The 22,204-nt window shown below is 58.5% G+C and carries 19 protein-coding genes and 1 riboswitch; of the genes, 16 read left to right on the top strand and 3 right to left on the bottom strand.

What is annotated here, in order from left to right; genetic code table 11:
• Positions 1–8 precede the first annotated feature (8 nt).
• The 5 genes from queA (at position 9) to ACSEXW_RS01385 (ending at position 6,230) form a co-directional block, all read left to right on the top strand.
• On the top strand, positions 9–1,070 hold the full coding sequence (queA, locus tag ACSEXW_RS01405; protein ID WP_438444293.1) for a tRNA preQ1(34) S-adenosylmethionine ribosyltransferase-isomerase QueA: 1,062 nt from the start codon (positions 9–11) through the stop codon (positions 1,068–1,070).
• 22 nt (positions 1,071–1,092) lie between these two features.
• Positions 1,093–2,226, top strand: coding sequence for a tRNA guanosine(34) transglycosylase Tgt (gene tgt / locus ACSEXW_RS01400; protein ID WP_438444292.1), 1,134 nt, complete (start codon positions 1,093–1,095; stop codon positions 2,224–2,226).
• A 43-nt stretch (positions 2,227–2,269) separates the two neighbouring features.
• Positions 2,270–2,584 (top strand): preprotein translocase subunit YajC, encoded by a 315-nt coding sequence (gene yajC / locus ACSEXW_RS01395; protein WP_438444291.1) that lies wholly within the window; start codon positions 2,270–2,272, stop codon positions 2,582–2,584.
• Positions 2,585–2,812: 228 nt separating this feature from the next.
• Positions 2,813–2,949: riboswitch (cyclic di-AMP (ydaO/yuaA leader) on the top strand.
• A 157-nt stretch (positions 2,950–3,106) separates the two neighbouring features.
• Entirely contained in the window at positions 3,107–4,924 is a 1,818-nt protein-coding gene (kimA, locus tag ACSEXW_RS01390) for a potassium transporter KimA (RefSeq protein ID WP_438444290.1), read from the top strand.
• A gap of 52 nt (positions 4,925–4,976) precedes the next feature.
• Entirely contained in the window at positions 4,977–6,230 is a 1,254-nt protein-coding gene (locus ACSEXW_RS01385; RefSeq protein WP_438444289.1) for a DUF445 domain-containing protein, read from the top strand.
• A 25-nt stretch (positions 6,231–6,255) separates the two neighbouring features.
• Here the strand turns inward: ACSEXW_RS01385 and ACSEXW_RS01380 are convergent, their stop codons facing one another.
• Positions 6,256–6,645, bottom strand: a complete 390-nt coding sequence (locus ACSEXW_RS01380; protein ID WP_438444288.1) for a TIGR04086 family membrane protein — start codon at positions 6,643–6,645, stop codon at positions 6,256–6,258.
• A 192-nt stretch (positions 6,646–6,837) separates the two neighbouring features.
• On the opposite strand from ACSEXW_RS01380, the gene ACSEXW_RS01375 reads away from it, so the two are divergent.
• On the top strand, positions 6,838–7,527 hold the full coding sequence (locus tag ACSEXW_RS01375) for a DUF421 domain-containing protein (protein ID WP_438444287.1): 690 nt from the start codon (positions 6,838–6,840) through the stop codon (positions 7,525–7,527).
• Positions 7,528–7,571: 44 nt separating this feature from the next.
• Here ACSEXW_RS01375 and spoVB read toward each other — a convergent pair whose 3' ends face one another.
• On the bottom strand, positions 7,572–9,158 hold the full coding sequence (gene spoVB, locus ACSEXW_RS01370) for a stage V sporulation protein B (RefSeq protein WP_438444286.1): 1,587 nt from the start codon (positions 9,156–9,158) through the stop codon (positions 7,572–7,574).
• A 166-nt stretch (positions 9,159–9,324) separates the two neighbouring features.
• Here spoVB and ACSEXW_RS01365 point away from each other — a divergent pair, with 166 nt between their 5' ends.
• The 6 genes from ACSEXW_RS01365 to ACSEXW_RS01340 all read left to right on the top strand — a co-directional run bounded on the left by ACSEXW_RS01365 (position 9,325) and on the right by ACSEXW_RS01340 (position 15,882).
• On the top strand, positions 9,325–9,591 hold the full coding sequence (locus tag ACSEXW_RS01365; RefSeq protein WP_438444285.1) for a post-transcriptional regulator: 267 nt from the start codon (positions 9,325–9,327) through the stop codon (positions 9,589–9,591).
• Between the two features lie 138 nt (positions 9,592–9,729).
• The gene (gene secD, locus ACSEXW_RS01360; RefSeq protein ID WP_438444284.1) at positions 9,730–10,962 is read left to right on the top strand and encodes a protein translocase subunit SecD; all 1,233 of its coding nucleotides are present in this window, start codon (positions 9,730–9,732) and stop codon (positions 10,960–10,962) included.
• Positions 10,952–11,869: a protein translocase subunit SecF gene (gene secF, locus ACSEXW_RS01355; protein ID WP_438444283.1), complete on the top strand. Its 918-nt coding sequence runs from the start codon at positions 10,952–10,954 to the stop codon at positions 11,867–11,869. Before secD ends, secF begins: the two co-directional genes overlap by 11 nt.
• 98 nt (positions 11,870–11,967) lie before the next feature.
• Positions 11,968–12,921 (top strand): cation diffusion facilitator family transporter, encoded by a 954-nt coding sequence (locus ACSEXW_RS01350; protein ID WP_438444282.1) that lies wholly within the window; start codon positions 11,968–11,970, stop codon positions 12,919–12,921.
• 16 nt (positions 12,922–12,937) lie between these two features.
• Positions 12,938–15,322: a single-stranded-DNA-specific exonuclease RecJ gene (gene recJ / locus ACSEXW_RS01345; RefSeq protein ID WP_438444281.1), complete on the top strand. Its 2,385-nt coding sequence runs from the start codon at positions 12,938–12,940 to the stop codon at positions 15,320–15,322.
• A 47-nt stretch (positions 15,323–15,369) separates the two neighbouring features.
• Entirely contained in the window at positions 15,370–15,882 is a 513-nt protein-coding gene (locus tag ACSEXW_RS01340; RefSeq protein WP_438444280.1) for an adenine phosphoribosyltransferase, read from the top strand.
• 68 nt (positions 15,883–15,950) lie between these two features.
• On the opposite strand, the gene uraA is transcribed toward ACSEXW_RS01340, so the two are convergent.
• Positions 15,951–17,210: a uracil permease gene (gene uraA / locus ACSEXW_RS01335; RefSeq protein ID WP_438444279.1), complete on the bottom strand. Its 1,260-nt coding sequence runs from the start codon at positions 17,208–17,210 to the stop codon at positions 15,951–15,953.
• 311 nt (positions 17,211–17,521) lie between these two features.
• On the opposite strand from uraA, the gene ACSEXW_RS01330 reads away from it, so the two are divergent.
• The 4 genes from ACSEXW_RS01330 (at position 17,522) to ACSEXW_RS01315 (ending at position 22,195) form a co-directional block, all read left to right on the top strand.
• Positions 17,522–19,714 (top strand): RelA/SpoT family protein, encoded by a 2,193-nt coding sequence (locus tag ACSEXW_RS01330; RefSeq protein ID WP_438444278.1) that lies wholly within the window; start codon positions 17,522–17,524, stop codon positions 19,712–19,714.
• Positions 19,715–19,755: 41 nt separating this feature from the next.
• Complete coding sequence (gene dtd, locus ACSEXW_RS01325; protein WP_438444277.1) at positions 19,756–20,193, top strand: D-aminoacyl-tRNA deacylase; 438 nt, start codon at positions 19,756–19,758, stop codon at positions 20,191–20,193.
• A gap of 144 nt (positions 20,194–20,337) precedes the next feature.
• Complete coding sequence (locus tag ACSEXW_RS01320; protein WP_438444276.1) at positions 20,338–20,511, top strand: hypothetical protein; 174 nt, start codon at positions 20,338–20,340, stop codon at positions 20,509–20,511.
• Positions 20,512–20,698: 187 nt separating this feature from the next.
• Complete coding sequence (locus ACSEXW_RS01315; RefSeq protein ID WP_438444416.1) at positions 20,699–22,195, top strand: coproporphyrinogen III oxidase; 1,497 nt, start codon at positions 20,699–20,701, stop codon at positions 22,193–22,195.
• Positions 22,196–22,204: the final 9 nt, after the last annotated feature.

The raw sequence follows: 22,204 nt of genomic DNA, 5'->3' as shown, positions 1-22,204 counted from the left end.
ACAATCGGATGAATGTGGATTTGTTTGATTTTGAACTGCCGGAGGCCCTGATCGCGCAGACTCCCTTGCGGGAGCGGACGGGATCCAGGCTTCTGGCCTTGAATAAGCGTACGGGAGAAATCGGCCACTGCCGCTTTGAGGAGTTGGCTGATTTTTTGCGCCCGGGGGACCTGCTGGTGGTCAATGACACCCGGGTCATTCCGGCCCGGCTCTTCGGAACGAAGCCGGATACGGGAGCCAAGGCGGAGCTGCTTCTGCTGAAGTCACTGGGCGAGGATCGCTGGGAGACCTTGGCCAAGCCGGCCAAGCGGCTGAAGACGGGGACGGAGGTGCACTTCGGCGGGGCACCCGGCCAGCCTCTTCTCCGAGCGGTTGTGGAGGAGGAGGGGGAGATGGGCGCCCGGACCGTCCGCTTCCTGTACGAGGGCATCTTCAATGAACTGCTTGACCGGCTGGGCGAGATGCCGCTGCCCCCCTACATCAAGGAGCAGCTGGAGGACCGGGAGCGGTACCAGACCGTGTACGCCAAGCATGAGGGTTCCGCCGCCGCTCCGACGGCGGGGCTGCATTTTACCCGCGAATATCTGGACAAGCTCCAAGAGATGGGCGTGCGTCTGGCATCCGTCACCCTCCATGTGGGGCTGGGCACCTTCCGTCCCGTATCGGCGGATACCATCGAAGGACACGAGATGCATGCGGAGTTCTACCAGGTGCCGGAAGACACGGCGGCGCTCATCAATGAGACCCGGGCAGCCGGCGGCCGCATCGTAGCGGTAGGAACCACCTCCGCCAGAACCTTGGAGACGGCGGCGCGCATAAGCCGACAAGATCCGGAGCTTCCCGAAGGGAAGATCAAGGCCAGCAGCGGATGGACCGACATCTTCATCTACCCGGGAGTGCCCATGCTCCTGGTGGATGCGCTGCTGACGAACTTCCATCTGCCCAAGTCCACCTTGGTCATGCTGGTCAGTGCCCTGGCGGGCCGGGAGAACATCCTGCGGGCTTACAAAGAAGCCGTAGAGCGGGAATACCGGTTCTTCAGCTTCGGCGACGCCATGTTTATCTACTAACGAAAGGCAGGGTCATCCAATCATGGCCGTAACCTACGAACCGATTAAGACCTGCAAGCAATCCGGCGCCCGGCTCGGAAGAGTCCATACGCCCCATGGTGTCATCGAGACTCCGGCCTTCATGCCGGTAGGGACTCTGGCCACGGTCAAGACCATGGCGCCCGAAGAGCTGAAGCAGATGGACGCTCATATCATCCTGAGCAACACCTACCACCTGTTCCTGCGGCCGGGTCACGAGATCGTCCGCCAGGCAGGGGGACTTCACAAGTTCATGAACTGGGACCGGCCCATTCTGACGGACAGCGGCGGCTTCCAGGTGTTCTCGCTGAGCGATATGCGGAAGATCACCGAGGAGGGCGTGGCGTTCAAGTCCCACTTGAACGGAGACAAGCTGTTCCTCTCCCCGGAGAAAGCGACGGAGATCCAGAATGCTCTCGGCTCGGATATCATGATGGCCTTCGACGAGTGTCCGCCGTTCCCGGCCACCCATGAATATGCGAAGCAATCGCTGGAGCGGACCACCCGCTGGGCGGAACGCTGCCTGAAGGCGCACGCCCGTCCGAAGGACCAAGCCCTCTTCGCCATCGTGCAGGGCGGCATGTATGAGGATTTACGGAAGCAGAGTGCCGCCGAGTTGACTTCCCTGGATTTCCCGGGGTATGCTATTGGGGGACTCAGCGTCGGCGAGCCCAAGCATCTGATGTATGAGGTGCTGGATTACACGACCCCGCTCCTGCCGGCCCATAAGCCGCGCTATCTGATGGGAGTAGGATCGCCGGACGCTCTGATCGAGGGCTCCATCCGGGGCATCGATATGTTCGACTGCGTCCTGCCTACCCGGATTGCCCGGAACGGAACCTGCATGACCAGCGAAGGACGTCTCGTTGTCCGGAACGCCAAGTTCCAAGAGGACTTCGGCCCCCTGGATCCCAAGTGCAGCTGCTACACCTGCCGGAACTATTCGCGCGCCTACATCCGCCATCTGATCAAGTGCGACGAGACCTTCGGCATCCGCTTGACCACCTACCACAACCTGCATTTCCTGCTGGAGCTGATGCGCGGTGTGCGCCAGGCCATCCGGGAGGACAGGCTGCTGGATTTCCGCGATGAGTTCTTCGAGATGTACGGCATGAACGAGAACGACAAAGGGTTTTAAAAGACAACATTCCTATACCGAGCCCACTTAAGGAGGAATTCCCATGTTTTATCTGGCCGCAGACGGCGCCGGGACCACCGGTAATGCCCTGGTTACATTCTTGCCCTTCATCGCCATGTTCGCCCTCTTGTACTTCCTGTTGATCCGTCCGCAGCAGAAGCGCACCAAGGCTCGCAATATGCTGCTGGCTAACCTGAAGAAGGGCGACAAGGTTACCACCATCGGTGGCCTGCATGGCACGATTCTGGAGATCACCGACGACACCGTGGTTCTGCGCGTGAACGATGCAACCAAGCTGACCTTCGAGCGCTCCGCCATCAATGCCGTCACCACCGCGGCGCAATCTGCCGCTGAGTAAGCGCATCGCAGGACGGACCTCTCCCCATGGGAGCGGGTCCTTTTTTTATTTCATGAAGTTGTCATCGAATCATGAAAAACGTAGGAAATGGGGAGATAACCGTCGAGCGGCTGACCCTCGCTTTTTTGGAAACGTACCCATCAGGCCCATCAAGAGCATGAACGCCAAAAAGCGGAAATACCAGACTTTACCGGCCGAATCCCGCGGCAGTATGATAACATACGTTAATTGAATATGCCGCTTAATTTCCCATCCGGGGAAAACGGGGGACCCAACATCTGGGGTGAATCGGTCGATGAGACCGTAGGGTGAGTTCTCGCATCCGAATCCGGCAGCTAACCTCGTCAGCGTAAGAGAGAAGGTGATTTGTGTCATGAGCACAAGGCGGGCCTTGTGTTTTTTTGTTGCCCAAAATGCGTCATCCCGTTCCGGATTATGTTTTGAGCCGAGTTGGAGAACTTATGGTCAAAGACAAGTTGAAGATGGGAGAGCGATCATCACAGACAAAAGGGGATATGCGCCATGGTAAGCAAGCTCAAACGGGTTCTGATCGGACGGCCGATGAAGAACGCCGAGATCGAAGGGGAGAAGCTCAGTAAGCTCAAGGCTCTCGCTGTTCTCTCCTCGGACGCCCTCTCATCAGTGGCTTACGGCACCGAACAGATTCTGATCGTCTTAATGGCGGCGGGCTTCACCGCGGTCTGGTATTCGCTGCCGATCTCGCTGGCAGTACTGGGCCTGCTCTTCATACTCATCCTGTCCTACCGTCAAACCATCTTCGCCTATCCGGGCGGGGGCGGCGCCTATATCGTCGCCATGGACAATCTGGGCACCTCGACCGGACTGCTGGCCGGAGGCTCTCTGCTGGTGGACTATATCCTGACCGTTGCGGTCAGCTCATCGGCGGGTACGGATGCCATCACCTCGGCGTTCCCGTCCCTGCATGAGCACCGGGTGGCCATCGCCCTCATCATGATTACCGTGTTGACCATCATGAACCTGAGAGGCGTGACCGAATCCGCCTCTGTACTGGCCATACCGGTCTATCTGTTCGTCATTGCCATCGTCATCCTGATCCTCTCCGGGATCGTGAAGGCTCTTACAGGCGGCATCGATGCCGCGGCGCCAGCAATCGGGACCTCCGTATCCAATGTCAGTCTTTTCCTTCTGCTCAAAGCCTTCAGCTCCGGCTGCTCGGCCCTGACGGGGGTGGAGGCCGTGTCCAATGCCATCCCGAACTTCCGGAAGCCGGCGGAACGAAATGCGGCCGCAACCTTGATGATGATGGGCGGCATTCTGGGCTTCATGTTCATCGGCATCAGTCTGCTGGCCTATTGGTACGGCATTGCTCCCGATCCGAAGGTAACCGTCGTATCTCAGATCGCAGAGAGCACCTTCGGCCGCGGTGTGCTGTACTATTCGATTCAAGGCATCACAGCCCTTATTCTTTTCCTGGCGGCGAACACGGCGTATTCCGCCTTCCCGCTCCTCGCCTTCATGCTGGCGAAGGATAAATATATGCCTCATGCCTTCATGGTCCGCGGTGACCGGCTGGGCTTCTCCAACGGCATCATTTTTCTCGGCGTATTCTCCGCCATTCTGGTCGCATCATTCAAGGGCAACACCGAGAACCTGATCCCGCTCTATGCGGTGGGCGTATTCATTCCCTTCACCATCTCCCAATTGGGGATGATGCTGCGCTGGCTCCGGCTGAAGCCTCAGGGCTACGCCGTCAAGTTCGTGATCAATATGATCGGCATGCTGACCACGCTGAGCATCACTCTGATTTTTATCATAACGAAGTTTTCTCAAGTGTGGACCGTCTTTCTTTTCCTTCCCGCCGTCATGTACATTTTCCACTCCATCAACAGCCATTATATGAATATCGCCGATCAGCTTCGCATTGATATCAAGACGGAGAAACCGTGCATCAAAGGGAATACGATCGTCGTACCCGTTGCAGGCGTGACCCGGGTCGTGAAGCAATCGCTCAGCTATGCCAAGTCCATGACCGACAATGTGATTGCGGTCTATGTCGGCTTCGACGACGAGTCCATCGAGCGGATGGAGGCCAAGTGGGAGGAATGGAGCCCGGGCGTGCGTCTCGTCACCTTAAGATCCAGCTACCGGAGCATCATCCGTCCCGTCCTGAAGTTCATCGATACCGTGGAATGGAAGACCGCCGAGACGGATCACGTGACCGTGCTGATCCCTCAATTCATCACCCGGCATTGGTGGCACAACTTCCTGCACAACCAGTCGAGCCTGCTGCTGAGAGCTTATCTGTATAACCGGAAGGACGTGGTCATAGCCACAGTGCCTTACCATCTCCAACGCTAAAAAACAAAGGAGCTGTTCACGGACAGCTCCTTTGCCCTAGGGAGGTAGTGCCTTGAGTACGAAATATGCGGCAGGGCTGTCCCTTGCCTTCATGGGTCTCGGCTTTGTCATCACGCTGTTCCTGCCGGACAGCACCTGGATTCTGCTTCTCCGCGGAGGCTTCGAGGCGGGGCTGGTCGGCGGCGCCGCGGACTGGTTCGCGGTTACGGCCCTGTTCCGCCATCCCTTCGGCCTGCCGATCCCACACACTTCGCTCATCATCCGCAATCGGGGGAAGATGGTGCAGACGCTCGTGTCCGCCATGGAGAACGAGCTGTTGAACAAACGGAGCATCGAGGAGATGCTCCGGCAGCACCAAGTGCTGGGCGCGGCGGCGGTGGAGCTGACGCGCTTGATCCAGAAGCGGTCGGTGCGGACCGCTGTGGTGGATTTTCTGCTGCGCCTGCTGGATCACATCCCGGAGGAAAAAGCCGTCAGGCTCCTTCAGGAGAAGCTGTCCGGCCTCGTCCGGCATAACGGTCTGGGCGGCATGAGCAGCGCCTTGCGAGATCACCTGTCGGCTGCGGATTACGAGAGGAAGGTGCTGGATCTGGGATTGAAGGAAGCGCTGGTGTGGGTGAAGCGCCCCGAAACCCGGTACCTCCTCGGCAAACTGGCCAATGAGAAGATGTCGGGCATTAAGGTAGGCGGGTTCATGGGCTTCGCGGTCCAAGCGTTCGCCGGATTCATGGACGAGGACAAGCTGGGGCAGATCATACAGGAGATGCTGATGAATTCCCTCCGGCAGCTGCAGCTTCCCGAGGATCCGTACCGGGAGCGCATTCTTCTCCAGATCCGGACCCAGCTTCTTGGGGTTCTGGAGGACAAGGAGCGTTCCTCCCGGATGGCGGAAGCCGTATCCGCCTGGATCGGCGGTCCCCAGGCGTATCCTCTGCTAGAGGCAGGGTACCGCAGCATGCTGGAGCATCTGTCGGATTGGCTGCTTCAGGAGCGTATGAACGGGGGGCGAGCTGTCTTTCAAGCGTACCGCTTTCTGTACCGGAGCATCATCAGCTCACCGGAATTGGTCCGCCTACTGGAGAGCCGCACGACCGAATATATTCTGGATTTCGTGGAAGCGAACCATTACCGGATCGGCAATCTGGTGAAGCTGAATCTGGAGCGGATGGACGATGCCACCCTGGTCCGGCTGATCGAGGAGAAGGTGGGAAGCGACCTCCAGTGGATCCGGGTGAACGGCGCCATCTGCGGCTTTTTGGTCGGCCTGCTGCTGTCGGTCGTCCAGCTCTGGCACGGAGGGGGATAAGCCCGGCCGCGTCCCCTCCCGTCGGTCAACGCCGGGTATTCACTCCCATGATGCCGCCCAGGGCTCCGGCCAGGAACGCCCCTGCAGCGAAGAAGAGCAGGGTCCAGTCCGCTCCGCGGTCGAAGCTCAGGAAGCCGACGATGAGCACGATGATGCTGTATACCAGGCCGAGGAGACCGCCATAGTACCATCCCTTGCTGCCGGATCTTCTCCCGGTGACGAAGCTTCCGATCAGCACGGACAAGCCGTGGATGGCATAGGCATAGGCGGGCAGCACCTCTTCGCCTTGATCGCCCGAGATCAGGATCAGGGAAGCGGCCAGCGCGGCCACCGCCATGGTGATGAAGCCGTAGGCCAGCCCTGCGAGCATGGGGGAGCCCAGGCGGACCTGGCCGGCTTGCTTGATAGGGTTCATTCGAAAGACCTCCGTTCGTTATCGAAAGTACTTGTCTACCACATTCTATGGGGCCGCCTGTACAAATAGTACGGGCCGCCCCTTTTTCCATGCCGGATTCCCAACAATTGATGGCCCGCGGCGCCGTATGAGTACCGAAGGGGAGAGTCAGAATACCGGATGTACGGATATCCTAAGAAAGGAGGACGTTTCATGGTGATACTGCCTCTTTTTTTACGGACGGTGCTGGTTTATATCGTCGTCTTTCTGGTGATGCGGATCATGGGCAAGCGGGAGATCGGCAAGCTGTCAGTCTTCGATCTGGTCATCTCCATCATGATCGCGGAGATCGGGGTGTTCGTGCTGGATGACATCGGAAGGCCCTTGACCCACGGTCTCGTTCCCATCGCTACGCTGGTTCTGATCCAAGTGCTGACCGCCCACATCTCCCTCCGCAGCCGCAAGCTCCGTATGATCATCGACGGCGAGCCCAGCTATCTGATCAAGCACGGCAAGCTGGACCGGGAAGAGATGAAGAAGATGAGGTACAATCTGGACGATCTCATGGCGCAGCTTCGCCAGAACCGAATTATGAACGTGGCCGATGTGGAATTCGCCATACTGGAGAATTCGGGAAGGCTGACGGTGGTGGAGAAGCCCGAGCAGAAGCAGCGCGACGAGGAGCCGCCCGTCGATATGTTCGATACTATCCGGTACGAGGGGCTGCCGCTTCCGCTTATTATGGACGGGAAGGTCCAGGACGAGAATCTGGAGAAGCTGGGCCAGACCCGGTTTTGGCTCAAGAGCCAGATTCAGCAAAAGGGGGTCCGGGAGTTCAAGGAGGTTTTCTTCTGCTCGGTGGACCACCGGGGGAAGCTGTTTCTCGATAAGAAGCGAAAATAAAAGGGCGCCCGGAACCGGGCGCCTTGGCTAAAGCAAGAAGGGAATCAGGTCTTGCGGAATCCGGGAATTCTCCGGAGGTCGCTGCCGTCGATGAGCTTGAGCCATACGGTGGCCGCCAGATAGAGGGCGATGCCCGCCGCCATGGAAGCCAGGAAGCGGATCAGCGGAGAGGGCGTCCACTCCATACTCATGCCTAAGTAGCAGACCGCCCCCATCATCGCCATGGCCAGTCCCGTCTTGTAGAAATCCGCCGCTTTCATGGCGAATCGGAGCATCCGTGAAACGCTGGCATAATGAAGAATCGTTACCAGCATCGTGTTGATGTTGATGGCCATGACGGCCCCGAGAATGCCCATTCTGGGGTTGGAGGCCAGTACATAGATCAGGACCAGCTTCACGATGGCTCCGACCGTGGTGTTGATCAGGGCGGTGCCGGGTTTGTCCAGCGCCTGAAGGGTCGCTTGAAGAGGAGCCTGGAAGTAGATGAAGAGCGCGATAGGCGCCATCATCTTCAGCATCACGCTGATCTCCTGGTGGCCGTAGAGGTAGTAGCAGAGCGGCTCGGCCAGGACGTACATGATGACGGCGAAGGGAGCGCCGGTCACCAGCGCCAGCCGAAGCGATTGGTGCAGCCTCTTGTGAATGGTGCGGTTGTCCCCCCGGGCGGCGGCTTCGGACAGGGAGGGCACCAGGGAGACGGACAGGGAGAAGGTCAGGGCGCTCGGCAGGAGCAGGACCGGGATGACCATCCCCTGCAGCGCGCCGTATTGGGCCGTGGCAACGGCGGTGGCCACACCGGCCAGGGCCAGGCTCTGGGCGATCATGATGGATTCGAACAAGTAGGAGAAGGAACCGACCAGCTTGCTGATGGTGACGGGAACGGAGATCTTGATGATCCGCTTCAGAGCGGACATGCCGCCCATGTGATGGGGATCCTTGCCGATCTTGGCCTTCTCGTACATCAGGTAATCCTTGCGCGTCCAGGCGTACATGATGAGCATGACCGCCATGCCGCCGAACTCTCCGGTCAGCACGCCGAACATGGCGCCGGCGGCAGCATATTCCAAGCCGTACGGAAGCATGAGCCAGGAGAATACCAGTACGGCAGCAATTCGGATCACCGTCTCTGTTATCTGGGAAAGGGCGGTGGGGATCATGTTCTGGCGGCCCTGAAAATAGCCTCGGTACACGGCGGACACCGAGACCAGCAGAATGATGGGGCTCATGACCAGGAAGGTGGTATGGACCCTGTCGTCCGTTAAGAGGTGCGAGGTAATCCAGGAGGCGGCCAGGTAGCAGAGCGCGGTGAACAGAATGCCAAGGCTGACGGACAGGAGAAGGGAGACCTTCAGCACCTTCCGCACGCGTGCCTCATTGCCTTCCGTTTCCGCCTCCGCCACCAGCTTGGCCACCGCCAAGGGAATGCCGCCGGTGATGACTGTCAGAACGACGATCAGGAACGGATAGCCGAGCTGATACAGCCCCACTCCCTCCGCACCGATGATCCGTGGGAGCAGAATCCGGGGGACGAAGCCCAGGATCCGGTTGATGATTCCTGCCGCGACCAGGATGAGGGCTCCGCCTATGAAGGTTTGTTTCGTTTTTCGGTTGGTTGGTTTTCTGGTGGTCACGCATGAATCCCTCTTCCCGCATGGCTTGGTTTCCTTACATGGATATGCGGAGGGTAGCCAAGCTCATGCACAAATTGTGAATTTCTAAGGACGAGCAGGAATCGGCAGGGTTTCTAGCGAATGAGTCCTAGTAGCAGGATCGAATCCCCGGAGGGAGGGGCGGCTTATGGAGGAACGGCAGATTGAAGGACCCGATGAACGGGAGTTGAATGCACTGATTGAGAGCTTGTGCAATAGCAAGGCCGACGAATTCCGCATGCTGGGTTACGAGCATGTGACGGGCCCTGAGATATGGGACTGCGTCAACGACAAGTACCACAAGACCGGGATACCGGCGCTGCACCAGGTCGTTAATGACATCTTGTCTCTGAAGGCGACCCAATTCATGAACTGGATGACCTTGCGCGTATACCGGGGCGATCCGTTGCTTTGACGGCGCTTTTTTTTTGTCCAATTATAGGGGCAAGGAGGAAAAGTTCGGGGAAATGTGAGGATTATTTCCCAAAATTGACTCGTTTTTCGGCGGTAGGTATAATAGGAATATTGAGTTTGGAAGGGAGATCACAAGCCTATGAATGGCAAAAGAATGCTCGCATTTATCCTGCTCGTCGTCCTCTCCTTGGGCGCGGTCGGGGCAACGAGCCCAATGCTGGCGAATAACCTCCGGCTGGGACTGGATCTTAAGGGCGGATTCGAGATTTTGTATGAAGCTTCCCCGATCGACGGCGGCGAGAAGGTGGACAAGAGTTCCTTGCTCGAGACCGCCCGCAGCCTGGAGAAGCGGGTCAATGCCCAAGGGATTGCCGAGCCGGAGATTACGACGGAGGGTACGAACCGGATCCGCGTCCGGATCGCAGGCGTAACCGACGAAGACAAGGTTCGCGAGATGCTGAAGAAGCCGGCGGATCTGACATTCCGCGGTCCGGATGGCAAGGTCGAGATGCGGGGAGACGATTTCGTTCCCGGCGGTGCTTCGATTCAGTACGACCAGACCAACCGCCCCATGGTGCAAATCAAGCTGAAGAGCGCCGAGAAGTTCGGGGAGATCACCGGCCGTCTGGTCGGGCAGACCTTGAGCATCTATCTGGATGAGCGCCTCCTGTCCTCCCCTCGGGTCAATACGGTGATCAATTCCGACACCGCCGTCATCGAGGGCAGCTATACGTACCCGGAAGTGAAGGAGCTGGCGGACACCATCAACCTGGGTGCCCTTCCGCTGAAGCTTCAGGAGAAATATACCCAGAGCGTCGGCGCCTCCTTGGGCCAGAAGTCTCTGGAAGAAACCGTATACGCCGGAGCATTGGCTTCCGCTATCATTCTGCTCTTCATGCTGGTCATGTACCGGATGCCGGGCCTCGTCGCCAGCATTGCGATCATCGTCTACATCTGGCTCCTGCTCGTCGTCTTCTGGCTCATGAACGCCACCCTGACCTTGCCGGGTATCGCAGCTTTCGTTCTCGGTATCGGCATGGCGGTGGACGCCAATATCATTACTTATGAGCGGATCAAGGAAGAGCTCCGCAACGGCAAGAGCATTTTGTCCGCCGTGCGCAGCGGCTCCAAGAGCTCTTTCCGCACCGTTATGGACGCCAACCTGACCACGATCATCGCAGCCGCTGTGCTTTACTTCCTGGGTACTGGCGCGATCCAAGGGTTCGCCTTGACGCTGATCTTCAGCATCCTGGTCTCCCTGTTCACGAATATCTTCTTCTCGCGGATTCTGCTGCAGCAGCTCGTGCGCTCGAACGTGATCAAGAAGGCTTCGTATTTCGGCGTGAAGGAGGCAGATATCCGTGCTCTATAAATGGCTGAACGCAATTGACTATGTCAAGAACCGGAAAAAGTTCTTTGCTTTTTCCATAACCATAACCATCCTGGGCATACTAACACTGGCCATATTCGGATTGAACCGGGGCGTGGACTTTAAGGCCGGCACCACCTTGGACGTAAACGGCGACAAGCCGCTGGACAAGGCGCGGGTGGAAGCGCTGATCAAGGAGGCCGGATTCGAGGCCAAGACCTTGACCATTGCAGGCAGCAACAACAACCATGCGACAGCGCGTTTTGACACGGTGCTGGCGCAGGCTGACGTCACGAAGGTGATGGATAAGCTGTCCGGGGAATACGGCACCATGACGAAGGAAGAGAATACGGTGGATACGGAGCTGGCCAACGAGCTGGCCCTCAAAGCGCTCTATGCGGTGCTGATTGCCAGCCTCGGCATCATCGTGTACGTCTCCATCCGCTTCGAATGGCGCTTCGCTGTAGCGGGCATCGTCGCTCTCCTGCACGACGCCTTCATCGTCATCAGCTTGTTCTCCATCTTCCGCTGGGAGGTCAACCTGCCGTTCGTCGCAGCGATCCTGACCATTATCGGTTATTCGATCAACGATACCATCGTTATTTTCGACCGGGTTCGGGAGAACATGCGGTTCGCCAAGCTCCGCAGCTTCAATGACCTGGCTGATTTGGTCAACGCCAGCATCCGTCAGACCATGACCCGTTCCATCAATACGGTGTTCACGGTGTTCATCGGCGCGCTTCTGCTGTTCATCTTCGGCAGCGAGTCCATCAAGTACTTCTCGCTGGCTATGATTCTGGGCCTTGTAAGCGGAGCGTACTCCTCCATCTTTATTGCAAGCCCGGTATGGATTCTCTTGAAGAATGCTTCCTTGAAACGCCCCGCGGCGCCTGCCGCCGCGAAGGAATAGCTTAATCGCCGCGGTTGCCCGTAGTGGGGTACCCGCGGTTTTTGCTCCAATATGGAGAAGCTAAACAGCTTGTAGACGATACGATAGGGAGTGGCACTATGTCGGATTCTCGGTTTGGGAAAGCGGAAAAAGCCGCTTGGCTCGGCATCGTCGGCAATCTGGCGCTGGCCGGCGTCAAGGGCGCCATCGGATTTGTGTCGGGCAGTAAGGCGCTGATGGCCGATGCCGTCGCGTCCGCCTCCGACGTGGCCGGCTCCTTCGCCGTGCTGGTAGGCATCAAGGCCGCCAAACGTCCGGCGGATGAGGATCATCCTTACGGACACGGCAAGGCGGAGACCATTGCAGCCATCGTCGTCTCCGTGCTGATGATCATCATCGGCTTCGAGATCGGCCGGTCGGCTTTCGACACGCTTCGCAGCGGCGTGGCGGAGCCGCCCAATTGGATTGCCTTGATCGCTCTGGGTATTTCCATCGCCGTGAAGGAAGTGCTGTTCCGGTATAATTATCAATTGGGGAAGAAGCTGTCCAGTCCGGCATTGATCGCTAACGCATGGGATCACCGGACCGACGTGCTTTCCTCCATCGCGGCCTCCATTGGCGTAGGAGGCGCTCTGCTGGGCAAGTCTCTGGACCAGCCGAAGCTGTATCTCTTGGACCCGGCTGCCGGTCTCATCGTCTCGGTGCTGGTGCTGCGGATGGGGTATAAGATGATCATGGAATCCGTCCATAACACGATGGACCATGTGCTTCATGAAGAGGATGCGGCGGAGCTGGTTCAGGCCGCCCAGCGTACCAAGGGCGTCATTACGGTGGACGGCCTGCGAGCCAGGGAGCACGGGCATTACGTGATTGTGGATGTGAAGATCAGCGTCAATCCCAGAATCAGCGTGTCCGAAGGACACGAGATCGCCAAGTCGGTCAAGCAGCATCTCATGAAGCGGTTTATCCATGTGGCGGATGTTCTGGTGCACGTCAATCCTTACGATCCGGGTTATCCGTATAAGAACAATGTGGATCCCGATCAGGACGAAATGCCGACAGTGCTGCATTAAAGGTTGGGGTGGAGCAATGCTGGAAGCCAAAGCGAGATGGAAGATATCCCAAGCGGGCGACGAAGCGGCGGAGCGGCTGGAGCAAGCATTGAAGCTGCATCCGCTGGTTGCCCGCCTTCTTGTGATTCGCGGAATTACCGAGGTGGAGGCGGCCGACCGCTTCTTGAACGGCGGTGCGGAGAGCTTCCATGATCCGATGCTGCTGAAGGGGATGCCGGAGGCGGTGGCCCGCATCCGGCTGGCGCTGGAGCGGGGCGAGCGGATCCGGATCTACGGAGACTATGACGCAGACGGGATCAGCAGCACGACGCTGATGATCCGGCTGATGGAGCGTCTCGGTGCGGATTACGACACGTATATCCCACACCGGGTCCTAGAGGGGTACGGCCTGAACCGACCTGCGCTGGAGCAGGCGAAGGCCAGCGGCGTTTCCTTGGTCGTCACTGTGGATACCGGGATCAGCGCCCGGGACGAGATCGAATATGCGAGGCAGCTCGGACTCGATGTGGTGGTAACGGATCACCACGAGCCGCCCGAGCTTCTGCCGGATGCCGCGGCCGTCGTGAACCCGAAGCAGCCGGGCTGCCCCTATCCCTTCAAGGAATTGGCCGGCGTTGGGGTAGCCTTCAAGCTCGCCCAAGCCCTCTTGGGGGAGCCTCCGCTGGAATGGCTGGAGATCGCAGCAATCGGTACCGTGGCGGATCTGATGCCCTTGACGGACGAGAACCGTGTCATCGTCAAGCTGGGGCTTTCGCGGATGAGGAACACCGCCAGCCTGGGGCTGAAGGCACTGTTCGGCGTCGCCGGGATCGAATGTACGGAGGTCAATGAGACCCACATCGGCTTTGCGCTGGCGCCCCGGATCAATGCCAGCGGCCGCCTGCAGCACGCCAATCTGGCCGTGAAGCTCTTGACTACGGACAACCAGCAGGAAGCCGAGCATCTGGCCTTCGACCTGGACAACCTGAACAAGGAGCGCCAGAAGCTGGTGGACGATATGACGAAGGAAGCCCACGCCGCCATCTTGGAGAGGGGGCTGAACCGGCCGGATAAGCGGGTGCTGGTGGTAGCCGGCTCCGGCTGGAACGTGGGGGTAGTAGGCATTGTGGCCTCCCGCCTGCTGGATAAGCACTACCGCCCGTCCATCGTCCTCTCCATCGATCCGGATACCGGAATGGCCAAAGGCTCTGCACGGTCCATCGCCGGCTACGACATCCACCACGCGCTGACGGCCGCGAGCGACCTGCTGGACCACTTCGGCGGCCATCAGGCGGCGGCGGGGCTCTCGCTGCAAGCGGACAAGATCGGGGAGCTGGAGGAACGCCTGGAGCGAATGGCCCAAGAATGGCTGACGGAGGAGGATCTGGTTCCGATTATGGCGGCGGATACGGCCTGCTCTTTGGCGGATGCCAATCTGGCCTGTCTGGAGCAGATCACGAAGCTGTCCCCATTCGGCAATGGAAACCCGTCTCCCCGCTTCTTGTTCGAGGGCCTGCGCATCTCCGAGAAGCGGACGATGGGCAAGGAGCAGCAGCACCTGAAGCTGGTTCTGGCGGCAGCAGAAGAAGAGACGGCCGCCAGCATCGAGGCCGTGGGCTTCGGCTGCGGGGCTGCAGCGGAGCGGATCTCTCCCAGCTCCCGGGTGGATGTGCTGGGAGAGCTGTCGGTGAACGAATGGAACGGAACGAAGCGACCCCAGATTATGATCCATGACTTCCGCATTCCCCGGCCCCAGGTATTCGACTGGAGAGGAACGCGCGTGACAGGCGGCGGGAAGGCACCCGCTCTTCCCGAGAACGCAGGTATCCTGATCTTCGCTGAAGGGGAGGAGCATCTCCTGCCCGCTCTCTGGAAGGATGCTCCTGTATGGCAGTGCAACGGGTCGGGGCTGCTTCCGGTGAATCCCCGGGCGGAGAGGGAAGCTTATCACGAGCTGAAGGATCTGGTGATCTTCACCCTGCCGCCCTATGAGGAATGTATGGAGACGGGGCTGGCACTTCTTCGCCGGGTCGAACGGATCTACGCCGTGTTCGCGGAGGAGCCGGGCGGTTCGCCCGGAACGCTTCCGGACCGGGATGCCTTTAAGAACCTGTATGCCTTGATCAGCCGGCAGGAGGAACTCCCTTCGGACGATGAGAGGATCTGGGCGGCGCTCTCCAAGCGGACAGGACTGTCAGGGCAATCGGTTCGGTTTATGATGAAAGTATTCGAGGAGCTTCACTTCGTCCGCCGTGAGGGCCGCCTGCTGAAGGTCGTCCGTCCGCCGGCCAAGCGGGAGCTGGGAGAATCCGCAGCATACCGCAAGCAGATGAACCGGGGTGTCATCGAGCAATCTTATATTTATTCGACATCATTGGAATTGACCGGGGCGCTCTTGTGTAAGATAGCTTCGGATGGTTAAAGGAACAGGCCAAGCTTACATTTCCAATAAACGGAGGCTACCGACCCATGAATTACAAAGATTATATCCGCGTCATCCCGGATTTCCCGCAGCCCGGCATCAGCTTTAAGGATATTACCACCCTGCTGCAGAACGGGGAGGTCTACCGCTCCGCCATCGACGCTTTGAAGGAGATGGTCAAGGAGAAGCAGATCGATCTGATCGCCGGACCGGAGGCCCGGGGCTTCGTGGTGGGTGCGCCTCTTGCCTATGCACTTGGAGTAGGGTTCGTGCCGATCCGCAAGAGCGGCAAGCTGCCCGGCAGCACCATCGAAGAGGGCTATGCCCTGGAATACGGCAAGGATAAGCTGGCCATGCACGACGATGCCATCAAGCCGGGACAGAAGGTGCTGATCGCCGACGATTTGCTGGCAACGGGGGGAACCATCTCCACCTCGGTGAATCTGGTCCGCCGCCTGGGCGGGGATGTGGTGGGAGCCGCATTCCTGATCGAGCTGGAGGATTTGAACGGCCGTGACAAGCTTAGCGGAATCGATGTCTTTACATTAATGAGCTACTAATGGAGAAAGCCCCGAAGGTCTTCCGATTGTGGAAGTCCTCCGGGGCTTTTTTTGGGGGTTGAAGCGATCTATTCGTTCAGAAGCTTGAATTTCTCCAGGATCTTGAAGAAGAGGCTCAGGATGATGGCGATGATAGTGGCAAGGGCCATCCCTTTGACGGAGAAGTTGCCCCAGGTGAAGGTGGCGCCGCTGATGCCGATAACCAAGACGATGGAGGTGAGAATCAGGTTGATCGGCTTCGAATAATCCACCTTCGATTCCACCAGCATCCGGATACCGGAGGTGGCGATGATGCCGAACAAGAGGATGGATACGCCGCCCATGACCGGATTGGGCACGGAAGAAATGACGGCAGCCAGCTTGCCGCAGAAGGACAGCAGGACCGCGAAGACGGCTGCACCGCCGACGACCCAGACGGAGTAAACCTTCGTTATGGCCATAACGCCGATGTTCTCGCCGTAGGTCGTGTTCGGCGTGGAACCGACGAAGCCGGAGATTACGGTGGAGATGCCGTTGCCGAGCAGGGAGCGGTCCAGGTTCTTGTTCAGATCCCGGCCGACGATGTTGCTGGTCACGATCAGGTGACCGATATGCTCGGCCACGACGACAAGCGCGGCCGGAGCGATAATGGCGATGCTGGTCCAGCTCCACTTAGGCGTATAGAAATCGGGGATGGCCAGCCATGCCGCATCATGGACTTTGTCGAAGTTGATCATGTCGAAGCCCAGCCAAGCCACCAGATAACCGACGACGAAGCCGATCAGAATCGGAATGATCTTCATGAAGCCGCGGAAGACCACCGAGCCGATCACCGTAACCAGAAGCGTGATGATGGCGACCGTGATGCTGTTGTAGTCATAGCCCTTATCTCCGGGCAGGAAGCCTGCCTGACCGGCTGCAACCGGCACCAGCTCCAGGCCGATAACCGCTACGATGGCGCCCATGGCGGCGGGAGGGAAGACCACGTCGATCCAGGAGGTGCCCACGTAACGGATCAGAACGGCAACGAGGCAGAAGATCAAACCGACGACGATAAAGCCTCCGAGCGCGTAGGCGTAACCGTCACCGCCGGCGTACTTGCCCATAACCTGCCCAACAGGGGAGAGAAAGGCGAAGCTGGAGCCGAGATAAGCCGGAATTTTGCCCTTACAGATGAGAATGTAGAGCAGGGTTCCAATACCGTTCATCAGCAGGATCGTAGCTGGGTTCACTTCAAAGAGAAACGGCACCAGCACGGTGGCTCCGAACATGGCGAAGAGATGCTGGAGCGAGAGTGGAATGCTTTCGGCGAGCGACGGACGCTCGTCGACCTGAATAACACGCTGCACGTTAATTAACCCCCTAGTTTGTGGTAGAATGTAAAGTTCGACAGGATGTCTGAATTTTCTCCATCGATCATCTTATCAGAAAATGTAACCGATGGATATCCATATTATTACGGAATCTTTACAATTTCACCGTAGCGAAGCGCCGCGATTCTTGACGTGCAGCCTGTTTCAAGGGCATAATGGATAGAAAAAGCTCTATCGATGTATATTCTGTGGGCGGTTAGACCGAACCAGGTAGATATAGAGAAGCAAATCAGGATGTACGGCACAGGTCCGAGAGCGGAAAATCGACCTAGAAAGGATTTCTCGCGATGAGTATCGAGCAGCTTCTGGAGAAAGCGTCCGCGTACCTGAAAGAGAACGATCTCAAGCGGATCAAAGAGGCCTACGATTTCGCCGAGCAAGCTCATCTCGGGCAGCTCCGCAAATCGGGAGAGCCTTACATTCTGCATCCCCTTGCAGTCGCCGATATCTTGGTCAATATGAACATGGACACCACCTCCATCATCGCCGCGCTGCTGCATGATGTGGTGGAGGATACCACCGTGTCCCTGGAAGCCGTGGAGCAGCAGTTCGGGCATACGTGCGCCATGCTGGTCGACGGTCTGACGAAGCTGGAGCGGATCAAGTTCAAGACCAAGGAAGAGCAGCAGAACGAGAATTACCGCAAGATGTTCGTGGCCATGGCCCAGGATATCCGCGTCATTCTCATAAAACTGGCGGACCGCCTGCACAACATGCGGACCTTGAAGTACCAGTCGGAGGAGAGCCAGCGCCGGATCGCCGACGAGACGCTGGAGATCTTCTGCCCCATCGCCCACCGCCTCGGGATCTCGGCCATTAAGTGGGAGATGGAGGATATCGCCCTCCGTTATCTGAACCCTCAGCAGTACTACCGCATCGTGAATCTCATGCAGAAGAAGCGGGCGGAGCGGGAGCAGTACATCGCCGACGTGATCCGGAGGATCAAGGAGAAGATCGGCGAGATGGGCATCGAGGGGGACATCTCCGGAAGACCGAAGCACATCTACAGCATCTATAATAAGATGGCTACGAAGAACAAGCAGTTCAGCGAGATCTACGATCTCTTGGCGCTGCGGGTCATCGTGGACAACATCAAGGATTGCTACGCCGTACTTGGCATCATCCATACGCTCTACAAGCCGATGCCCGGCCGCTTCAAGGACTATATCGCCATGCCGAAGGCCAACATGTATCAGTCGCTCCATACGACGGTCATCGGCCCCAACGGGGAGCCCTTGGAGGTCCAGATCCGCACCTGGGATATGCACCGCACGGCGGAGTTCGGTATCGCCGCCCACTGGGCTTATAAGGACGGCAACACCCAGCCCGTACACGCCAACTTCGGCGGAACGGGGAAGGTCAATCTGTTCTCGGATATTCTGGAGCTTCAGAAGGAAGCGCGGGATGCATCGGAGTTCATGGAGTCGCTGAAGGTGGACTTCTTCTCCGACCTGGTGTTCGTCTTCACCCCGAAGGGGGAGGTCATCGAGCTGCCCGCCGGGTCCGTGCCCCTGGACTTCGCCTACCGGATCCATACGGAGGTAGGGAACCGGACCATCGGCTCCAAGGTCAACGGCCGGATCGTGCCTCTGGACCACCGCTTGAAGACCGGGGACATCGTGGAGATTCTGACCTCGAAGCATTCCTACGGGCCGAGCCAGGACTGGCTGAAGATCGCCCAATCCTCCCATACGAAGGCTAAGATCAAGCAGTTCTTCAAGAAGGAGAAGCGGGAGGAAAATGTGGAGAAGGGCCGGGAGGCCGTGGAGCGGGAGATCCGCCGCATCGGCTTCGAGCCGTCCCAGGTCATGCTGGATGACAAGCTGTTGGAGGTTGCGGGCAAGTTCAACTTCCATGACATTGACGACATGATGTCCGCCGTCGGCTTCGGCGGAATCACGGCCGCCCAGATCTGCACCCGCCTGACGGAGAAGCTCCGCAAGGAGAAGGAGCAGGAGGAGACCCAGCGCCAGCTGGAGGAAGCGGCCAAGGAAGTGAAGACGGTTCCCGAGAAGAAGAGCCGTCCGACTCACGGAGTCCGCGTCATCGGCGTGGATAACGTGCTGGTCCGGTTCGCCCGCTGCTGCAATCCGGTACCGGGTGACAGCATCATCGGCTATATTACCCGGGGACGCGGGGTGTCGGTGCACCGGTCCGACTGTGCCAATATTCCAGGCGGAGAAGGCGATGAAGGGAACCGGGTTATCGAGGTCGAATGGGTGGATTCCGTGGAGGCCAACTACAGCGTGGATATCGAGATCCATGGCCACGACCGCCGAGGCCTCTTGAATGAGGTGCTCCAGGTCGTCTCGGAGAGCAAGACGATCATCTCGGCCGTTTCGGGCCGTTCGGATAAGAACAAGATGGCGCTGATCCAGATGACCATCCTGATCCGCAATATCGACCACCTGCAATCGGTGGTGGATAAGATCAAGCGGCTGAAGGACGTCTATTCCGTCCAGCGCATCATGCAAAGCTAGAGATTCCCGAATCCAATCTACTCTTGATGGAAGTGACATCCGTGAGAATCGTCGTACAGCGCTGCAAGGAAGCGTCCGTCACTGTAGACGGACAAGTGGTCGGGGCCATCGGCCCCGGCTTGATGCTGTTGGTCGGTCTGACCCATGAGGATACCGAGCAGGATGTGAAGTTCGCCGCGGAGAAGGTGGCGGGGCTGCGGATTTTCGAGGACGGCCAGGGCAAGATGAATCTGTCGGTCCTGGAGACGGGAGGCGCGGTTCTATCGGTCTCCCAGTTCACCCTGTATGGCGACTGCCGGAAGGGAAGGCGCCCCAACTTCATGGCGGCCGCCCGGCCCGAACAGGCGGAGCCGCTGTATGACCGCTTCAATGACCACCTTCGGGAGCAAGGACTGCGAGTGGAGACCGGTGTCTTCGGTGCCATGATGGACGTGGCCCTGGTGAATGACGGACCGGTAACCTTGATTGTAGAGACCTAAGCTTTGAAGAAGACCTGATCCGGATCCGGAGCATCAGGTCTTTTTTCGTCCCAGGGAACGGTATGTTTTCTCCTATTCGGGCAAAACTGATAACGGCGGCATTCCTGCCGAACCGATCCGTTACGATAGGGGATAAGAGCCATCATGAGACAATCGCCGAAGGAATCGGCCCAGCTTCACATGCAGACCGAACCGACCTGCGGACTTCGAGAATCGCTCTTCCTGCATGCGGCCGACGCCCAGCCCGGAGGAACCGGAGCTTGGACGGCTATGGAGCGGGCGGTGCCGAATCCCTGGGTTTGGAAGCCGGGACGGTAGGATTGCGCAGCAGATCTCATAGATTAGGTGAGCGTATAGGGCCGATGAGGCCCTTTTGTCGTTGGGGGATTATCTGTGGCGGCGTTTTCTTCCGCTAAGGCCTGTGATACACTTAGAGAGATTGCCTGAATAGCTAGAATGCCCAGACCATGGCCAAGGAGGTGCCGTCCTGTTGAAAATCGCGCTGATGCGTGCCGGATTCCACGATTTCGAGAATGAAATATTCCATATATGCAAGCTCTTCTTCGAAGAGGTCGAATGGGCGGACCGTCCGGACGGAGAGTCCGGGGACGCCGCCGCGGCGGAGCTGTTGATCCGGGCGGAGCTGACCGAGCACGGAAGCCCGCCGCAGGTTACCGCTCAGGTTAGACTAAGCCTGGCGAATGGGGAGGCGGCTGCCCATAAGCAGGAGACGCGCCCCTTGCCCGGCGGCTCGGAAGAGGAGCGGCGAAGACAGCGCAAGAGAACGCTGGGCGCCGCGCTTCTGCAAGCGCTCCAGGAGTGGACTGGCATGGAGCAGCCCTGGGGAATCCTGACCGGCGTCCGTCCCATGAAGCTGCTGCACAATATGATGATGCAGGAGCCGATGGACGTCTGCCGTCAGATGCTCCGGGACGAGTATCTGCTGTCCGAGGAGAAGGTCCGGCTCTTGTCCGATATCGGCGAGCTCCAACTGAAGGTAATTCCCGATCTGTTCCGCCTGGACCGGGAGGTCAGCCTGTATATCGGGATCCCGTTCTGCCCGACGAAGTGTGCCTACTGCACATTCCCGGCTTATGACATCCGGGGGAACAACGGCTCCGTGGAAGCCTTCCTGGAAGGGCTTCATCATGAAATCCGCCGGACCGGCGAATGGCTGAAGGAATCGGGCTTGGGCCTGACCACCGTCTACTGGGGCGGCGGCACCCCGACCAGCATCGAAGCCGGGCAGATGGATGCCCTGTTCGAGACCCTGCACGCCTCCATCCCCGGAATGGACCGGGTTCGGGAGCTTACGGTGGAAGCGGGGCGTCCAGACACGATTACCGTGGACAAGATCCAGGTGATGAAGCGCTGGAAGGTGGACCGGATCAGCATCAATCCCCAGAGCTTCACTCAAGCGACGCTCGACACCATCGGCCGCCATCACACGGTGAAGGAAACAGTGGAGAAGTTCCTCCTGTGCCGGGAGCTCGGCATGAACAACATCAACATGGACCTGATCCTGGGCCTTCCGAACGAAGGGATCCGGGAGCTGGAGCTCTCCCTCCGGGAGACCGAGAGGCTCATGCCCGAATCCTTGACCGTGCATACGCTGTCGTTCAAGCGGGCCTCCCGCATGACGCAGAACCGGGACCGCTACGAGGTGGCGGAGCGGGATGAGATCCAGGACATGATGCGCATGACGACCGAATGGACGGCGTCTCACGGCTACAACCCCTACTATATGTACCGGCAGAAGAACATTCTAGGCAACCAGGAGAACGTAGGCTATGCGCTGCCGGGCTTCGAGAGTCTGTACAACATCGTCATGATGGAGGAACGCCAGACCATCATCGGGCTGGGCTGCGGCGCCGTGAGCAAGATCATCGGCCCGGATGGGGCCATCGAGAGGTTCCCCAATCCGAAGGAGCCTTCGGTCTACAACAACGCTTATAAGGAATACACGGAGAAGAAGCTTCAGCTTCTGGATCGAATAACTTAAATCAGGACG

This window comes from Oryzibacillus soli (assembly GCF_051594765.1).
Lineage (GTDB): Bacteria > Bacillota > Bacilli > Paenibacillales > NBRC-103111 > Paenibacillus_AR.
This window is presented reverse-complemented; position numbering and strand designations above follow the sequence as displayed.